This is a genomic window from Mesorhizobium sp. U510, from assembly GCF_059180695.1.
In genome coordinates, this window is sequence record NZ_CP180532.1 from 1,200,004 (window position 1) to 1,214,203 (window position 14,200).

The window sequence follows — 14,200 nt, forward strand, 5'->3', positions numbered from 1 at the left end:
CTCCGGTTTTGGCCAGAATGCCGCGAGCCACCGCTGCCCGCAACGGGTTTCGGTTGGTGCAGAGGGGCCGGATGCCTGTCAGGCCGCCGTGCTGGTGGCGGTGCCAATCCTCAGCCCGCCATGCTCGACGATGAAATCGATGACATCTTGCAGCCCCTTGCCGCGCGACAGATCGGTGAAGCCGAACGGCCGCTTGCCGCGCATGCGGCCGGCGTCGCTCTCCATCACGTCGAGATTGACGTTCACATAGGGCGCCAGATCGCTCTTGTTGATGATCAGGAAATCGGAGCGGGTGATCGCCGGCCCGCCCTTGCGCGGGATCTCCTCGCCCTGGCAGACCGAAATGACATAGAGCGTCAGATCCGCGAGGTCCGGCGAGAAGGTGGCGGCAAGGTTGTCGCCGCCGGATTCGATGAAGATGATGTCGAGGTCGGGAAACTTCCGGTTGAGTTCGGCGATCGCCTGCAGATTGATCGACGCGTCCTCGCGAATGGCGGTGTGCGGGCAGCCGCCGGTCTCGACGCCGACAATGCGATCCTCCGGCAGCGCCTGCAGCCGGGCCAGCATCATGGCGTCTTCCCTTGTGTAGATGTCGTTGGTGACGACGGCGATGGAGAACTCGTCGCGCAGCGCCTTGCAGAGTTTTTCGGTGAGCGTCGTCTTGCCGGAGCCGACAGGGCCGCCAATACCGATGCGAAGAGGACCGTTGGCTTGAGTCATGTCGGGAACTCCATGATGGCAAGGACTGCGAAGCCGAGCCCGATCAACAGGCACAGCGGCGAATAGTAACGCACATCGAGCCGCGCGAAAGGCTGTTCGGGCGCCAGGCGCCGCCACCACGGCGTGAAGCCGGCAATGCCGCGCCCCAGGAACACCAGCCCGATGAGCAGCGAGGTGGCGGCAAGGCCCTCCCTCGGGAAAGGCGAGGCAAAGAAGCCGATGAGCGCCAGCGGCCAGAGCGTTGCCAGGCCAAGACAGGCGGCAACGGCGAAACTGGCGAAGGGCGTCGGCATTTCGTCGACACCGCGAAAGCCGACGACCGCGCGGGCGCAGGACGCCGCATCCCTGCCCGGCCAGATGCCGCCAATGCCCCAATAGACATGCAGCGCCGTGATCAGCAGCAGGACGAAGGAGAGGACAAAGGCGAGGGCGATCATGAACGGAACAGCCGCGAATACTGGGTTTCGTGCTTCATCGCCATGATGTCGGAGACGAAGGCGCAGCCGCCGAGATCGTCCAATGTCGATCGGGACGCGCGGTCGGCGGTTGAGAGCGCCAACGGCTCGAAGCCGGCCAGCAGCGTGGTGGCCTCGCTCTGGCCGACGACACCGAGCCTGATCGCCGCCTGGACGAGGTTGGAGAAGAAGGCTTGCAGGAAGGCGGACAGCGCATCCTGCAGCGCAATGCCGTTGCCGCCGGCAATGGCGCCGACGGTGACGCAGTAAGCGCATTCGGCAGGCAGGCGCGCCAGCACCGGATTGGGCCAGGCCGCAGCTGCTCTGAGGAAGGCGGCACCTTGCAGCATGGTCTCGGTATGGCGTTCCCGCGAGCCGGCCAGCGCCTCGGCCAGTGCGGCGACTTCGTCGAGATCGCCGGCGGTGCGGGCGCGGCGCCAGCTCTCGGAAAACAGCACGGCATCGTTCCAGCCCGAGCCCATCTCGACCAGCGTTTCCAGCCAGTGGGCCAGGCTCGCGGCATCGGCAACCTGCCCGTCATGCACCGCCCGTTCGAGACCGTGGCTATAGGCAAAGCCGCCGACCGGGAAGGCCGGCGACAGCCACGCCATCAGCCGCAGCAGGGCGATGTTCGAAGGCTGGTCAGTCATGATCGTGGTGGTGGCCGGTATGGCTGTGCGAGTGCGAATGCGATTCGCTATGCGAGTGGGAGTGTGCCTCACCGTGGCTATGTGCATGCGCCTCGGCATGGCTGTGATCGTGGCCATGGTCATGACCATGCCCACCCTCATGGCCGGAATAAGCGCCGCGCACCGGCTTGAACGGTTCGGAGACCTCGCGCACCGTGGCGCCAAGCCCCTCCAGCATCGCCTTGATGACATGGTCGCGCAGGATGACGATGCGATCCGCCTCGATGCCTGCGGCGAGATGGCGGTTGCCGATATGCCAGGCCAGTTCGGTCAGATGCACGCCGTCGCGGGCGCGGATGTCATAGACCTCTTCCGGCGCCGCGATGATCTCGACATGGCGGCCATCCTCCAGCACCAGCCGGTCGCCATCGTTCAGGGCGACGGGTTCGGGCAGGTCGACCAGCACCTTGCTGCCGTCGGACAGTTCGATGGCGCGGCGGCGCAGATGCCGTTCGTCATGGACAAGAACGGCCTTGGCAAACGGAGCCGCCGTGCCCGCCTTGCCGGCGAGCAGCACCGTAACGGCACGCGGGAATTTGGTGAAGTCGGTGTTGAGGTTGAGCTTCATTTCATGGAGCCTCCGTTGGCCTGCGCCCGTGCGCGGGCTGGGCGCGAAAGCACCCGGTCGAAATAGGCGTTGACGCGGGCGGACTCGATCGGGAATTTTCCGGCGCGCGCCCAGTTGCCCATGTCGCCGAGCAGCACGTCGACCGCGGAAAACCGGTCACCCAGCGCAAACGGCTTGTCGCCGAGCCGGCGGTCCAGTGCCTTGGCTTCCGAGGCGAAATCGTAGGCCGCCGCCGGGCCGACATCGACGCGTACTTCCTTCGGCAGCAGGAAGCGGTGGCGCAATTTGTTCCACAGCGGCGCCTCGAACTCGCTCTGGGCAAAATGCATCCAGGAATCCATCTCGGCGCGGCCGGCAACACCGGGATTGGCGCCCATGCCCTTGTCGGCGTGCTTGTCGGCCAGGTAGACGCAGATCGCCGCCGAATCCGTCACCGTCAGTTCATCGTCGATGAGGACCGGCACCTTGCCCGACGGGTTGAGCGCATAGGCTTCCGGCGAGCGCAGCTTGACCTCGACGAATTCATAGGGCTGCCCGAGCTCCTCGAGCATCCAGAGAACGCGGCTGACCCGGGATCCCCGTGATCCAACGGCCTTGTACATGCTAAGATCCTGTCTTTTCCTGGACTCTAGACCATCCGCAACAGTCATACGATCGTGTCGAAGAGCCGCAGGATGAACGATATCTGGTAGATCAGTGCTGCCGCGACGAAGGCGATGTGGAAGCGGCGGTCGCGCACCAGGATCGCGGCGATGCACAGTGCCACGAAGACCGGCGTGCGGAACAGATATTCGTTGCCGAAGCGGGCAAAATGCTCGGGCCCTTTCAGCAGCGTATCGATGACATCGAGCAGATAGGTCGCCGCCAGCAGGCCGAAGAACCAGCCGCGGCGCGAATAGAAGAAATCCTCGTAGCTGGTGTAGTCCAGCATCGAATCCGGAAACAGCAGCGCGCACAGCAGGAACAGCGTGATCGCGTAGAAAATGATGAACAGGTACTTGCCGAAGGTCCAGGTCTCGATGGCGTAGAGCCCGAACTCCCACCACCAGAAATGCACCAGCATCAACAGCACCGAGGCGACCCAGGCCAGATGCACGGGATACAGCCGGTACTGGCCGGGATGCTGGACGATGCGCGCCACCCCCGACAGCAGGCGGGCGACACCAAGCCCGATCACCATGCCCATGACGATCCGGATATGCGGGAAAATGTCGTGGGGAGAGGCGATTTCGGTGGCCATGCCTGATCACGGTGGGTTTCTGCTCGACCGCATATTGCGGCCTATGCATACCAGCCGCAACGGAATTTGGCCGACCGACCTCAGAACAGGAAATACCTTTGCGCCATCGGCAGCACGGTCGCCGGCTGGCAGGTCAGCAATTCGCCGTCGGCGCGGACCTCGTAGGTTTCCGGATCGACCTCGACATGCGGCGTGGCGTCGTTGAGCACCATGGAACGCTTGCCGATGCCGCCACGGGTGTTTTCCACGGCGACGAACTGTTTTTCGACGCCAAGCCGGCCATGCAGGCCAGACTCGAGTGCCGCCTTGGAAACGAAGGTCACAGACGAGTTGGTCCTGGCCTTGCCATAGGCGCCGAACATCGGCCGGTAGTGCATCGGCTGCGGGGTCGGGATCGAGGCGTTGGGGTCGCCCATCGGGGCGGCGGCAATCATGCCGCCGATCAGCACCATGTCCGGCTTCACACCGAAGAAGGCCGGGTTCCACAGCACCAGGTCGGCGCGTTTGTCGACGGCGATCGAGCCGATGTCTTTCGACAGCCCATGCGCGATGGCCGGGTTGATCGTGTATTTGGCGATGTAGCGGCGGACGCGGAAATTGTCGTTGTCGCCGGTTTCCTGTGGCAGCGAGCCGCGCTGGCGCTTCATCTTGTCGGCGGTCTGCCAGGTGCGGATCGCCACTTCACCGACGCGGCCCATCGCCTGGCTGTCCGACGAGATGATCGAGAAGGCGCCAATGTCATGCAGGATATCCTCGGCCGCGATCGTCTCCTTGCGGATGCGGCTCTCGGCAAAGGCGATATCCTCGGGGATCGACGGCGACAGATGGTGGCAGACCATCAGCATGTCGAGATGTTCGGCCAGCGTGTTGACCGTGTAGGGCCGCGTCGGATTGGTCGAGGACGGGATGACATTGGGCAGGCCGCAGACCTTGATGATGTCGGGCGCATGGCCGCCGCCGGCGCCCTCAGTGTGGAAGGCGTGGATGGTGCGGCCCTTGATCGCCGCCACCGTGTTTTCGACGAAGCCGGATTCGTTCAGAGTGTCGGTGTGGATCATCACCTGAACGTCGTAATCGTCGGCCACCGACAGGCAGCAATCGATCGCCGCAGGCGTCGTGCCCCAATCCTCATGCAGCTTCAGCGAGCAGGCGCCGCCCAGCACCATTTCCTCCAGCGCCGCCGGCAGCGAGGCGTTGCCCTTGCCCGACAGGCCGATATTCATCGGAAAGGCGTCGAAGGACTGGATCATGCGCGCCATGTGCCACGGCCCCGGCGTACAGGTGGTGGCCAGCGTGCCATGCGCCGGCCCGGTGCCGCCGCCCAGCATTGTGGTGATGCCGCTCATCAGCGCTTCCTCGATCTGCTGCGGGCAGATGAAGTGGATATGCGCGTCGAAGCCGCCAGCGGTGAGAATCTTGCCTTCGCCGGCGATGATTTCGGTGCCCGGGCCGATGATAATGGTGACGCCGTCTTGCGTGTCCGGATTGCCGGCCTTGCCGATCGCTGCGATGCGGCCGTCCTTGAGGCCGATATCGGCCTTGAAGATGCCGGCGCTGGCGTCGATCACCAAGGCGTTGGTGATGACGGTGTCGACCGCGCCCTGGGCGCGGGAAACCTGGCTCTGGCCCATGCCGTCGCGGATCACCTTGCCGCCGCCGAATTTTACTTCCTCACCGTGAATTGTGAGGTCCTTTTCGACCTCGATGAAGAGTTCGGTGTCGGCCAGCCTGACCTTGTCGCCGACAGTCGGCCCATACATCTGGGCGTAGGCGGCACGCGAGATTCTGGCCATCAGCGATTGCTCCCGAAATGCGGTGTGGTTGAGGCTGGCCTGCACATTGCCGCCATCCAATGGTCACGCAATGACCCGCTGGGCGACACCTTCTGATCCCATTTGGCGGTTGAGGTTGGCAGGTCACCCCAAAACGACCGTTTGCCAAATCGATGGAAGGAAAATCCATGCGCAAAACGATAATTCTTGCAGCCGCCGCCAGCCTGATGCTGGCCGGTGCCGCCAGTGCCCAGGAGCAGCCCGCTCCGGCCACGCCTGCCCCCAAGGCGACGACTCCCGCCCCCGGCGGTCAGCAGGCCGCGCCGGCGATCCAGAGCGTCAACATTGTCGACATCACCGAGCTGCCGAAGGACACCCAGACGCAGGTCAATCAGGTGATCGCCCAGCGCGGTGACGCCGGCCTGCAGAAACTGCGCAGCTCGATCGACGCCACCCCCAAGGTGAAGTCCGCCCTCCAGGCCAAGGGAATGACCTCGGCCCAGGTCGTCGCGGCCAGCATGGAGCCCAATGGCGCGCTGACCTTGATCACCAAGAAGGCCAGCTGACGGGTCGGCGCGGCGGGCCGGTATCCGGTCCGCCGGCCGTATTGCGAAGGGAACCGTGGCAGGGCTGGAGTCGTTTCGCTTGCTGATTGTTGAAACAAGCTGCGAAAGCGAACGATGACCTCCACCACCTTGCCCGATGCCCGATGGCTGCATGCCATTGCGGCGGCCGCGTTTCTGGCAGCGAGCCTTCCCCAGGCCGCGCTGAATGCGCAAGGCCTTGAAAGCCCGGAGACCGTTGACCGCATCGTCGGCTCGCAAATCAGCGAGGAACAGGCCAAGACGACAGCTGAAATCGGAAAAGTCAGTTCGGCGATCGACCGCACGCGCGACAACATCGGCACGGTGCGCAAGACATCCAAGCTCGACAAGGTCGATATCGTGTTCCTGACCGACGCGGCACGCAGCGAAGGCGGCCCGCCGCCGGTCATCGAGAACAAGGTCCGGCAGCATCAGGACGACGTCGCGGAACTGCGCAAGGAGATTGAGGCGAACGCCCTGCTCTTTAACGCCATCGATTCGCGGCGCGTGGCCGCGCAGGACGTCCTTGCCGTCGCGTTCGACGATCCCGGAAAGATCATCATCTATGCGGCCGCCAAACCGTCGGACTGAGCCGAAAGCACCATTTGCTTTCACGCTTGCCCAAACGCCGTTCGCGGCCTTTGAAGGCCAAGCGCGAGACGCCACAGAATTCACAGCTTGCCCATCACCTTCTGCTGGAATCCATAGACCTCGCGCTTGCCGCCGAGCGGCACCAGCGTGACATCGCGTTCCTGTCCCGGCTCGAAGCGCATGGCGGTGCCGGCGGCGATGTCGAGGCGCATGCCGCGGGTCTGTTCGCGGTCGAATTTCAGCCCTTCATTGGTTTCGAAGAAATGGTAGTGGCTGCCGACCTGTATCGGCCGGTCGCCGCTGTTGGCGACTTTCAGGGTGACGGTCGGCAGACCCTTGTTGAGCTCGATGTCGCCTGGGACGGGAATGATTTCGCCGGGGATCATCTGATGTCACACGACGCCGAAGGCGAGGCCGACGCCGATCGCCGCGCAGGCAGCACCGGCGACACGAGCCAGAACACGGAACCTCATGCCAAGGCTCATTCCGGCGGCGATGCCGACGGCATGGAGCAGCACGGTGGCGACGGCAAAGCCGGCCACGTATTCGAGCCCGCCGGCGTTTTCCGGCACTTCGGTGCCATGAGCGTGGCCGTGGAAAAGCGCGAAAAGGCCGAGGATGGCGACGCCGGCCGAAACCGGCAGGTCGACCGCCAGCGCCACGAGCAGGCCAAGCGCCACCACGGAGGCCAGTATGCCTGGCTCGACGAAGGGCACCGGCACATGCGCCATGCCAAGGGCCGAGCCGGCAAGCATCACGCCGACAAAGGCCGCCGGCCATGCCCAGATCGCCCTGCCGCCCTTGAGCGCCGCCCACAGGCCGACGGCGATCATCACAATCATATGATCAAGGCCGGATAAGGGATGCATGAAGCCGGCCGTGAAGAACGAGGTCGTGCCGATGCCGACATGGGCATAGGCCGGCATGGCGGCAGCGATGAGCAGGATCGCCGCGAGGCACAGGCGTTTGGCAGGGATCATTCTACATGCCTTTCGTTTGCGATGGTGTAGTCACGCGGCCTTGCGCGGGCCGCAGCCCTCGGCCTTAAGGACGCGTTTGGTCGACGCCGGGTATTTTTCCAGCTTCGCTGCCGGGCGGATCGGCCGGGTCGAAAAATTGCCGCCGCAATTGGGGCAGACGCCGTTCAGCACGTTTTCCACGCAATCGGCGCAGAAGGTGCATTCGAAGGTGCAGATCAATGCATCCGTCGCCTCAGGCGGCAGGTCCTTGTCGCAGCACTCGCAGTTTGGGCGCAGTTCGAGCATGTCGATCTCCTCACCTGATGGGCTCGTGCACGGTCACCAGCTTGGTGCCGTCGGGGAAGGTCGCTTCCACCTGCACGTCATGGATCATCTCGGCGATCCCTTCCATCACCTGCGTGCGGGTGACGACATGGGCGCCGGCCTCCATCAGTTCGGCGACCGGGCGGCCGTCGCGGGCGCCCTCGACGACGAAATCGGTGATCAGCGCGATCGCTTCCGGATGGTTGAGCTTGACGCCACGCTCCAGCCGCTTGCGTGCCACGATCGCCGCCATGGCGATCAGCAGCTTGTCTTTTTCCCTCGGCGTCAGGTTCATGCGGTTTCCAGAATCACAGTGACCATAATTTGGGCAGCCCCGCCCTTCCGTTGAGCAGTCCGACGAGCGGAACCAGCCGCTGACGCAGTTGGTAGCCGTCCCCGGCGTAAAGCCTCGCAAGAAGCTTGCCAGATGCCTTCACGCTCCAGACGCTGGCGCCGCCCTGGTCGCCGATGATTTCCCGGACCGGGTCGAGCAGGGTCTCGGCCCGCTGCGACACCAGCAGCAGCGTCGCCACGGCGATCGCGCCGCCGGCGGCCGCCGGGCGTGCCAGGGCACCAGTGATATCGGGTCCAATACGGAAATCCTCGGCATGGAGGAGGAAACCGTCCTGGCGAACCCGCCAGCGGTCACGGAAAATGCCTTGCGCGGCGCGTTCGCCCATCGCCAGGCGGCCGAAGACGGTGGCCTCCAGCACCAGCGCCTCGGCCCCCACGGCAAGCTCGACATCCAATGTGCGGGCAAAGGCCGCCCGGTCGAAGACGATGGTCTCCTGCGGCAGCCAGGCGATGCGGCCGTTCTCGCCGACCGTCAGCTTGACCCGCACCTCGGCATGGTCGGATGCGGCGCGATAGACCTTCTCGCAGGCCTGGGTCGTTATCGACGCCGAGGCTTCTGTGCCGACATCCACATCCCAGCCGATGCGGTCGCCGCCGGTCAATCCGCCGGCGGTGTTGATCAGCACTGCCTCCAGCGGGTCGGCCAAAACGGCCGGCAGCCTTATCTTGGCGGAACCGTCCTGATAAAGGCGTCGCAGCCGCGTGCGCCCGTCCGCGCTGGCGCAGCCCAGCTGGGCCAGACCCGCGGCGCGCTGGGCCAAAGGGGCCGAAAACTTGGTATGTTCGATCGTATCCACGCCGTCAGGTTAAGCACTGCGGCGGTTTTGTCGATATATAGCTTGTTGCTTGATGGCGTTTCCGTTTCTATAGAGGGAGCCACCTCGATACGGTCAGGCGATGCTTGACGGGGGTAGAAGGCGACGATCGCGGCCTGATATCGAGGATAAGAAGGCGCTGTTCAGTTGGCGTCGGGAAACGATAAAGTGGGGAAGAAACCGAATGGCTGACCAGCTGGCAACGGACATCATCGAAAAGATCAAGGCCCATGCCGAGCCGGGCGGTGAAGAAATCACCACCAGCACCGAATTGACGTCGCTCGGCATCCATTCGCTGGAGCTGACGGAGATCATCTTCGACCTCGAGGAGCAGTATGACATCGAGATCGAGATGAACACGGTCGATGCCTGGAGCAATCTGAAGAATGTTGGCGACATGGTCGAGGCCGTTCGCGCGCTGATCGCGAAAAAAGCCTGACCGAATGCTGAAACGCGTCGTCATTACCGGCATTGGCGGGCTGTGCGGACTAGGCGTCGATGCGCAGTCGATCTGGGCTGAAATGCGGGCCGGCCGTTCGGCCATCGGCCCCATCGACAATCCCTTCCTGCATGACCTGAAGGTCAAGACCGGCTGCGAGATCAAGGCGCTGCCCGATCACGGCATCGAGCGCAAGCAGCTTGTGTCGATGGACCGTTTCAGCCTGCTGGCGGTTATCGCTGCGAAGGAGGCGATGCAGCAGTCCGGCCTGGCCCCACATGCCGACAACACCTATCGCATGGGAACCATTGTCGGCGTCGGCGTCTGCGGCTTCGAGACCGTCGAGGAGAACTATCGCGCTATTCTGATTGAGGGCAAGAATCGCGCCGGCATCTTCACCGTGCCCCGGGTCATGCCAGGTGCCGCCTCCGGCCAGGTCAGCATGCATCTTGGCCTGCGTGGACCGGTTTTCGGCGTCACGTCGGCCTGCTCGTCGGCCAACCACGCCATCGCCTCCGCGGTCGACCAGATCAGGCTCGGCCGTGCCGACGTGATGGTCGCCGGCGGCACCGATGCGCCGCTGGTCTGGGGCGTGCTCAAGGGCTGGGAGGCATTGCGCGTGCTGTCGCCCGACACCTGCCGGCCGTTCTCGGCCGACCGCCAGGGTCTGGTGCTCGGCGAAGGAGCCGGCATGGCGGTTCTGGAAAGCTACGATCACGCCATGGCGCGTGGCGCCACCATCCTCGCCGAAATCGCCGGCGCCGGCCTTTCGGCCGATGCCTCCGACATCGTCGCCCCGACCATCGAGGGACCGGAAGCGGCGATGCGCTTCTGTCTCGCCGATGCCGGGCTCAATCCCGAGGACATCGATTATCTCAACGCGCACGGCACCGGCACCAAGGCCAACGACCAGATCGAGACCAACGCGATCAAGCGCGTGTTCGGCGAGCACGCGCGCTCGCTGTCGGTCTCCTCGACCAAGTCGATGCATGCCCATTGCCTCGGCGCTTCGGGCGGGCTGGAGATGATCGCCTGCGTCATGGCGATCCGCGAAGGCGTCGTGCCGCCGACCGCGAATTACCGTGAACCCGATCCCGATTGCGATCTCGACGTGACGCCCAATGTCGCGCGCGAGCGCAAGGTGCGCGCCGCGCTCAGCAACGGTTTTGCTTTCGGCGGCACCAACGCGGTGCTGGCATTCAAGGCCATCTGATCTCGGCGGTCACCACCGCCCCAGGGCGGGGACACCATCCACCGCGTTCGATTCGGTGTCCAAGGATAAGGATGGCGAAACTGCCGCCGCCATATTGATCCTAGCGGGTCGCAGGCCTAGTTCTTGGGCCTACCCGCCAACACCGCGCACCTTGGCGCGCCAAATCCCCCGCTCAGGAGTTTCCCGATGGCCGACCTGTCCGCCTTTCCGATCACCATCCGTTGGCCGGCCAAACATCCCGACCAGATCCAGCTCTATTCGGCAACGACGCCGAACGGCGTGAAGATATCGATCGCGCTGGAAGAGCTCGGCCTGCCCTATGAGCCGCATCTGATCAACATCAGCAAGGACGAAAGCTGGACGCCGGAATTCCTGTCGCTCAACCCCAATGGCAAGATCCCGGCGATCATCGATCCCAACGGCCCGGACGGCAAGCCGATCGGCCTTTTCGAATCCGGCGCCATCCTGCTCTATCTCGCCGACAAGACCGGCCTGCTCGTCCCGGCGGACGCAGCGCGGCGCTACGAAACGATCCAGTGGGTCTTCTTCCAGATGGCTTCCATCGGGCCGATCTTCGGCCAGGTCGGCTTCTTCCACAAATTCGCCGGCCGCGAGATCGCCGACAAGCGTCCGCTGGAACGTTATCGCGACGAATCGCGGCGGTTGCTTGGCGTGCTCGATGGCAGGCTGAAGGGCCGCAGATGGATCATGGGCAATGACTACACCATCGCCGACATCTCGCTGCTCGGCTGGGTGCGCAATTTGATCGGCTTCTATGAAGCGCGCGACCTCGTCGGTTTCGATGATTTCGCCAATGTGGCGGCATGGCTGGAGCGCGGCCTGGCCCGGCCGGCGGTCCAGAAGGGCCTGACCATACCGGCAAAGGACTAGTGCGGCCTGTCGCTGCAAGGCGACGGCCTTGGCCCAATACACACGGTCGGGCGGAGCAGCCTGCTACTTCGCCTTGGCCTTCGAGCCGCCCCTGCCGATAACCGAGGCCGCCAGCGAGACGGCGCCGCGCGCGGTAGCGACCACCGCGCCGGCGGCAACATTAGCCGCCGTCCTGACGGCACCGGCCTTTGCCGGCGCCGGTTTGCGCGGGCTGGCGGTCTTGGCGACCGGTACGACTTTTCGCGGTGCGGCCTTGCCGAAAGCGGCCTTGGCGTCTTTCGAGCGTTCTGCAATCGCGGGGCCAGCACCGGCTTTCGCTTGAGTTGCCTTCGCAGGCCTCGTCTTGGCTGGTTTTTTTGCCTTGGTGGCCATTGGAAAATCCCTTACGCCGGACAAATGGGTTGTCAGGCATAACGGCGCGAAACTCTTAAGGTTCCCGCCAAGAAATACCGAAAATTAAGCGTGTTAACCAATGATCAGGTCGGCGGCCCGGCGCCGGGCCAGCACGCGCTCGATGTTGGGCATGTCGTTGGAGGCGATCCAGGCGCGCGCCTCCTCGTCGGAACGGCCATGGCCGTGCCAGCGTTCCATCAGGCGTCGCTCGAGTTCATTGCGCGGCACGTCGACGAAGATCGAGAAATCGAACAGCGGCGCCAGCCGCGCCCACGGTTCCTCGTCGAGCAGCAGGTAATTGCCTTCGACCAGGATGAACTTGGTCTCGGTGCCGACGATAGCCGCGGCGGCGCGCGACAATTCCATGCTGCGGTCGAAGACGGGAATGGCGATGTCGGGTTCGCCGGCCCGGATGCGCTTCATCAGGGTCTCGAAGCCGGCAAAGTCGAAGGTTTCCGGCGCGCCCTTGCGCGCCCGCATGCCGCGCGCGTTGAGCACGATGTCGTCATAGTGGAAGCCGTCCATCGGCACGACTTCCACCGCCCCTTCCGGCAAAAGGTCATGCAGGCCGGCCGACAGCGTGGACTTGCCGGAGCCTGGCGGTCCGGCGATGGCGACGATGAAGCGTTTTGCCTTGCCGGCACGTTTGAAGATGGTGGCGGCTAGGTGGGCGATTTCGGACATGGGAGCCTCACTTGCCTGGATGATCGGCGAAACATTACGCCGCATTTTGGCGGCAGTCGGCGGAAATTTCAAACCCTGCGCTCAGTGCATACCTCGCCTCAGGCGGCCGCAGGCTGGCCGATGCGCAGGAACGCGCTGTCGAACGGCACGTCGGCCGTCGAGCCGCTGGCCGCAAGCCGCATCCGGCCGTCGGCCGTGGTGATCTCTCGCGGCGGGGTGCCGCCGGACAGGGCGCCGATGACATGGCGGAACGAAAAGCTCCGGCCTTCGCCGAGCGCAAAGGCGGTCGCCACGCCTTCGCGTTTCAGCCAGTTGTCGCCGATGGAAGCGGCATGGCCTATCGCCGTGCGGCCGTCCTCTATGCCGAGCACGCCGAGATGGCGGCCGCTCCACGGCGCATAGTCGCGCCCGCCATTGCTCAGCCACAGCATGGTAACAGGCAGCTCCGCGGGGTTCTTCAGCACCAGCACCAGGTCCTCCTCGGCCTGGCGTGCCAGTGCCGTCCAGCCCGGCCCGGCATGGTCGGCTTCGACCAGGGTGATGAAATCCTCGCGCCTGTCCTCCATGCGGTATTGCGTCAGGTCGAGCGTGCCGCCGCCGGCGGCGGGAAACTGGCCGAGCTCGGCCGAACGCGCCGGATAGGCCAGCATGAAGCGGCCGTGCGCGGGATCCGGCTCCAGCGGATCGGCCAGCGTCGCGGCAAAGCGCTTCGGCGAAAAGGCTAGCCGTCCGCCGCCTTTCATCACCGTCATCGGGTGGTGGGCGACGGAAATCGCGCCGGAGCCGCCGGAAAACACATGTTCCTGGTAGAGGAAGGGATGGCCGTCGATGAGCGTAAAAATCTTGTCGACGCTGGCGCCCATGACCTCGTGCCGCAGCCGGAAGACAGCGCGCCAGCCGTCGTCCGTGGCACTGCTTTCGGTGACATCCCAGGCACTGTTGGCCGTCCAGCCATGCAGCGGCGCCTCCTCGACATCGCTGCGCGAAAACGGCGCGCAGAGGAAATCGCCGGACAGCCGGACCGTGCCTTGCGGCAGGTCCTTCGGTAGCGTCTCGTTTGCGTCGACCCAGGGCGCGCGGTGCAGCGGCTTCAGCTGGCGTGCGTCGCTTTCGACGGTCATGTCGGCGATGTGGCCGACGGTGAGGTCGAGCGAAACCGAAATACCTTTGGCCTTGATCGTGATCGTATCCATAGCGCTCTCACCCGAATCTGACGGGCGCAAACAGAACCTGTAGGCGCTGATTGCGCAAGCACTGCGTAAGGCATTTTGCATCAGGCACAATGGAAGCCGTCGGCGCTGCCCCTCATCCGCCTGCCGGCACCTTCTCCCCGTATAGTGACGGGGAGAAGGGAACTGGCCGCTCGCTGGAGCTTTCTCTGCAACGCTGATGATTGGCGAAACCGTTGACGACAGCGCCCTCTCCCCGTCTCTACACGGGGAGAGGATGCCGGCAGGCAGGTGAGGGGCGGCGCAAACGAGGGAAGACGAGGGCCAAACTGAAGCCATC

Annotated in this window: 20 protein-coding genes; 5 read left to right on the forward strand and 15 right to left on the reverse strand. The window is 64.5% G+C overall.

Annotated elements, in window-relative coordinates:
• Positions 1-78: 78 nt before the first annotated feature.
• From ureG to ureC, 7 genes are all read right to left on the reverse strand, one after another.
• Entirely contained in the window at positions 79-720 is a 642-nt protein-coding gene (ureG, locus tag ACLGL5_RS07875) for an urease accessory protein UreG (RefSeq protein WP_069090718.1), read from the reverse strand.
• Positions 717-1,157: a DUF3995 domain-containing protein gene (locus ACLGL5_RS07880; protein WP_019862528.1), complete on the reverse strand. Its 441-nt coding sequence runs from the start codon at positions 1,155-1,157 to the stop codon at positions 717-719. Before ACLGL5_RS07880 ends, ureG begins: the two co-directional genes overlap by 4 nt.
• On the reverse strand, positions 1,154-1,825 hold the full coding sequence (locus tag ACLGL5_RS07885; protein WP_064985229.1) for an urease accessory protein UreF: 672 nt from the start codon (positions 1,823-1,825) through the stop codon (positions 1,154-1,156). Before ACLGL5_RS07885 ends, ACLGL5_RS07880 begins: the two co-directional genes overlap by 4 nt.
• Positions 1,818-2,432, reverse strand: coding sequence for an urease accessory protein UreE (gene ureE / locus ACLGL5_RS07890; protein WP_069090719.1), 615 nt, complete (start codon positions 2,430-2,432; stop codon positions 1,818-1,820). The genes ACLGL5_RS07885 and ureE overlap by 8 nt, the downstream gene beginning before the upstream one ends.
• Positions 2,429-3,034 (reverse strand): glutathione S-transferase family protein, encoded by a 606-nt coding sequence (locus ACLGL5_RS07895; RefSeq protein ID WP_038651319.1) that lies wholly within the window; start codon positions 3,032-3,034, stop codon positions 2,429-2,431. The genes ureE and ACLGL5_RS07895 overlap by 4 nt, the downstream gene beginning before the upstream one ends.
• Before the next feature lie 44 nt (positions 3,035-3,078).
• Positions 3,079-3,672 carry a hypothetical protein gene (locus tag ACLGL5_RS07900; RefSeq protein ID WP_019862533.1) on the reverse strand — a complete coding sequence of 198 codons (594 nt, stop codon included), beginning with the start codon at positions 3,670-3,672 and terminating at the stop codon, positions 3,079-3,081.
• Positions 3,673-3,752: 80 nt separating this feature from the next.
• Positions 3,753-5,465 carry an urease subunit alpha gene (ureC, locus tag ACLGL5_RS07905; protein ID WP_069093239.1) on the reverse strand — a complete coding sequence of 571 codons (1,713 nt, stop codon included), beginning with the start codon at positions 5,463-5,465 and terminating at the stop codon, positions 3,753-3,755.
• Positions 5,466-5,632: 167 nt separating this feature from the next.
• Here ureC and ACLGL5_RS07910 point away from each other — a divergent pair, with 167 nt between their 5' ends.
• Both ACLGL5_RS07910 and ACLGL5_RS07915 read left to right on the forward strand, forming a co-directional pair.
• The gene (locus ACLGL5_RS07910) at positions 5,633-6,010 is read left to right on the forward strand and encodes a hypothetical protein (RefSeq protein WP_083246510.1); all 378 of its coding nucleotides are present in this window, start codon (positions 5,633-5,635) and stop codon (positions 6,008-6,010) included.
• 114 nt (positions 6,011-6,124) lie between these two features.
• On the forward strand, positions 6,125-6,619 hold the full coding sequence (locus ACLGL5_RS07915) for a hypothetical protein (RefSeq protein WP_038651325.1): 495 nt from the start codon (positions 6,125-6,127) through the stop codon (positions 6,617-6,619).
• An 80-nt stretch (positions 6,620-6,699) separates the two neighbouring features.
• Here ACLGL5_RS07915 and ACLGL5_RS07920 read toward each other — a convergent pair whose 3' ends face one another.
• Genes ACLGL5_RS07920 through ACLGL5_RS07940 form a run of 5 tightly spaced genes read right to left on the reverse strand, consistent with a single transcriptional unit; the run spans position 6,700 to position 9,053 of the window.
• Complete coding sequence (locus ACLGL5_RS07920; protein ID WP_038651327.1) at positions 6,700-7,005, reverse strand: urease subunit beta; 306 nt, start codon at positions 7,003-7,005, stop codon at positions 6,700-6,702.
• Between the two features lie 6 nt (positions 7,006-7,011).
• Entirely contained in the window at positions 7,012-7,599 is a 588-nt protein-coding gene (locus ACLGL5_RS07925) for a HupE/UreJ family protein (protein WP_069090721.1), read from the reverse strand.
• A 30-nt stretch (positions 7,600-7,629) separates the two neighbouring features.
• Positions 7,630-7,884, reverse strand: a complete 255-nt coding sequence (locus ACLGL5_RS07930) for a DUF1272 domain-containing protein (protein WP_019862539.1) — start codon at positions 7,882-7,884, stop codon at positions 7,630-7,632.
• Positions 7,885-7,894: 10 nt separating this feature from the next.
• On the reverse strand, positions 7,895-8,197 hold the full coding sequence (locus ACLGL5_RS07935; RefSeq protein WP_019862540.1) for an urease subunit gamma: 303 nt from the start codon (positions 8,195-8,197) through the stop codon (positions 7,895-7,897).
• A 13-nt stretch (positions 8,198-8,210) separates the two neighbouring features.
• Positions 8,211-9,053 (reverse strand): urease accessory protein UreD, encoded by an 843-nt coding sequence (locus tag ACLGL5_RS07940; RefSeq protein ID WP_069090722.1) that lies wholly within the window; start codon positions 9,051-9,053, stop codon positions 8,211-8,213.
• Between the two features lie 202 nt (positions 9,054-9,255).
• Here ACLGL5_RS07940 and ACLGL5_RS07945 point away from each other — a divergent pair, with 202 nt between their 5' ends.
• The 3 genes from ACLGL5_RS07945 (at position 9,256) to ACLGL5_RS07955 (ending at position 11,614) form a co-directional block, all read left to right on the forward strand.
• On the forward strand, positions 9,256-9,510 hold the full coding sequence (locus tag ACLGL5_RS07945) for an acyl carrier protein (protein WP_019862542.1): 255 nt from the start codon (positions 9,256-9,258) through the stop codon (positions 9,508-9,510).
• Between the two features lie 4 nt (positions 9,511-9,514).
• Positions 9,515-10,723: a beta-ketoacyl-[acyl-carrier-protein] synthase family protein gene (locus tag ACLGL5_RS07950; protein ID WP_069090723.1), complete on the forward strand. Its 1,209-nt coding sequence runs from the start codon at positions 9,515-9,517 to the stop codon at positions 10,721-10,723.
• Between the two features lie 186 nt (positions 10,724-10,909).
• Positions 10,910-11,614, forward strand: coding sequence for a glutathione S-transferase family protein (locus ACLGL5_RS07955; RefSeq protein ID WP_069090724.1), 705 nt, complete (start codon positions 10,910-10,912; stop codon positions 11,612-11,614).
• Positions 11,615-11,677: 63 nt separating this feature from the next.
• Here the strand turns inward: ACLGL5_RS07955 and ACLGL5_RS07960 are convergent, their stop codons facing one another.
• The 3 genes from ACLGL5_RS07960 to ACLGL5_RS07970 all read right to left on the reverse strand — a co-directional run bounded on the left by ACLGL5_RS07960 (position 11,678) and on the right by ACLGL5_RS07970 (position 13,884).
• Positions 11,678-11,986 carry a hypothetical protein gene (locus ACLGL5_RS07960; protein ID WP_038651334.1) on the reverse strand — a complete coding sequence of 103 codons (309 nt, stop codon included), beginning with the start codon at positions 11,984-11,986 and terminating at the stop codon, positions 11,678-11,680.
• Positions 11,987-12,079: 93 nt separating this feature from the next.
• Entirely contained in the window at positions 12,080-12,691 is a 612-nt protein-coding gene (locus ACLGL5_RS07965; protein ID WP_027047624.1) for a nucleoside triphosphate hydrolase, read from the reverse strand.
• A gap of 98 nt (positions 12,692-12,789) precedes the next feature.
• Positions 12,790-13,884, reverse strand: a complete 1,095-nt coding sequence (locus tag ACLGL5_RS07970; RefSeq protein WP_069090725.1) for a hypothetical protein — start codon at positions 13,882-13,884, stop codon at positions 12,790-12,792.
• Between the last annotated feature and the right edge of the window lie 316 nt (positions 13,885-14,200).

What these genes read in the sequence shown, in the direction of transcription:
- ureG (WP_069090718.1), bottom strand. Translation starts at nt 720, where the DNA reads ATGACTCAAGCCAACGGTCCTCTTCGCATCGGTATTGGCGGCCCTGTC.
- ACLGL5_RS07880 (WP_019862528.1), bottom strand. Translation starts at nt 1,157, where the DNA reads ATGATCGCCCTCGCCTTTGTCCTCTCCTTCGTCCTGCTGCTGATCACG.
- ACLGL5_RS07885 (WP_064985229.1), bottom strand. Translation starts at nt 1,825, where the DNA reads ATGACTGACCAGCCTTCGAACATCGCCCTGCTGCGGCTGATGGCGTGG.
- ureE (WP_069090719.1), bottom strand. Translation starts at nt 2,432, where the DNA reads ATGAAGCTCAACCTCAACACCGACTTCACCAAATTCCCGCGTGCCGTT.
- ACLGL5_RS07895 (WP_038651319.1), bottom strand. Translation starts at nt 3,034, where the DNA reads ATGTACAAGGCCGTTGGATCACGGGGATCCCGGGTCAGCCGCGTTCTC.
- ACLGL5_RS07900 (WP_019862533.1), bottom strand. Translation starts at nt 3,672, where the DNA reads ATGGCCACCGAAATCGCCTCTCCCCACGACATTTTCCCGCATATCCGG.
- ureC (WP_069093239.1), bottom strand. Translation starts at nt 5,465, where the DNA reads ATGGCCAGAATCTCGCGTGCCGCCTACGCCCAGATGTATGGGCCGACT.
- ACLGL5_RS07910 (WP_083246510.1), top strand. Translation starts at nt 5,633, where the DNA reads ATGCGCAAAACGATAATTCTTGCAGCCGCCGCCAGCCTGATGCTGGCC.
- ACLGL5_RS07915 (WP_038651325.1), top strand. Translation starts at nt 6,125, where the DNA reads ATGACCTCCACCACCTTGCCCGATGCCCGATGGCTGCATGCCATTGCG.
- ACLGL5_RS07920 (WP_038651327.1), bottom strand. Translation starts at nt 7,005, where the DNA reads ATGATCCCCGGCGAAATCATTCCCGTCCCAGGCGACATCGAGCTCAAC.
- ACLGL5_RS07925 (WP_069090721.1), bottom strand. Translation starts at nt 7,599, where the DNA reads ATGATCCCTGCCAAACGCCTGTGCCTCGCGGCGATCCTGCTCATCGCT.
- ACLGL5_RS07930 (WP_019862539.1), bottom strand. Translation starts at nt 7,884, where the DNA reads ATGCTCGAACTGCGCCCAAACTGCGAGTGCTGCGACAAGGACCTGCCG.
- ACLGL5_RS07935 (WP_019862540.1), bottom strand. Translation starts at nt 8,197, where the DNA reads ATGAACCTGACGCCGAGGGAAAAAGACAAGCTGCTGATCGCCATGGCG.
- ACLGL5_RS07945 (WP_019862542.1), top strand. Translation starts at nt 9,256, where the DNA reads ATGGCTGACCAGCTGGCAACGGACATCATCGAAAAGATCAAGGCCCAT.
- ACLGL5_RS07950 (WP_069090723.1), top strand. Translation starts at nt 9,515, where the DNA reads ATGCTGAAACGCGTCGTCATTACCGGCATTGGCGGGCTGTGCGGACTA.
- ACLGL5_RS07955 (WP_069090724.1), top strand. Translation starts at nt 10,910, where the DNA reads ATGGCCGACCTGTCCGCCTTTCCGATCACCATCCGTTGGCCGGCCAAA.
- ACLGL5_RS07960 (WP_038651334.1), bottom strand. Translation starts at nt 11,986, where the DNA reads ATGGCCACCAAGGCAAAAAAACCAGCCAAGACGAGGCCTGCGAAGGCA.
- ACLGL5_RS07965 (WP_027047624.1), bottom strand. Translation starts at nt 12,691, where the DNA reads ATGTCCGAAATCGCCCACCTAGCCGCCACCATCTTCAAACGTGCCGGC.
- ACLGL5_RS07970 (WP_069090725.1), bottom strand. Translation starts at nt 13,884, where the DNA reads ATGGATACGATCACGATCAAGGCCAAAGGTATTTCGGTTTCGCTCGAC.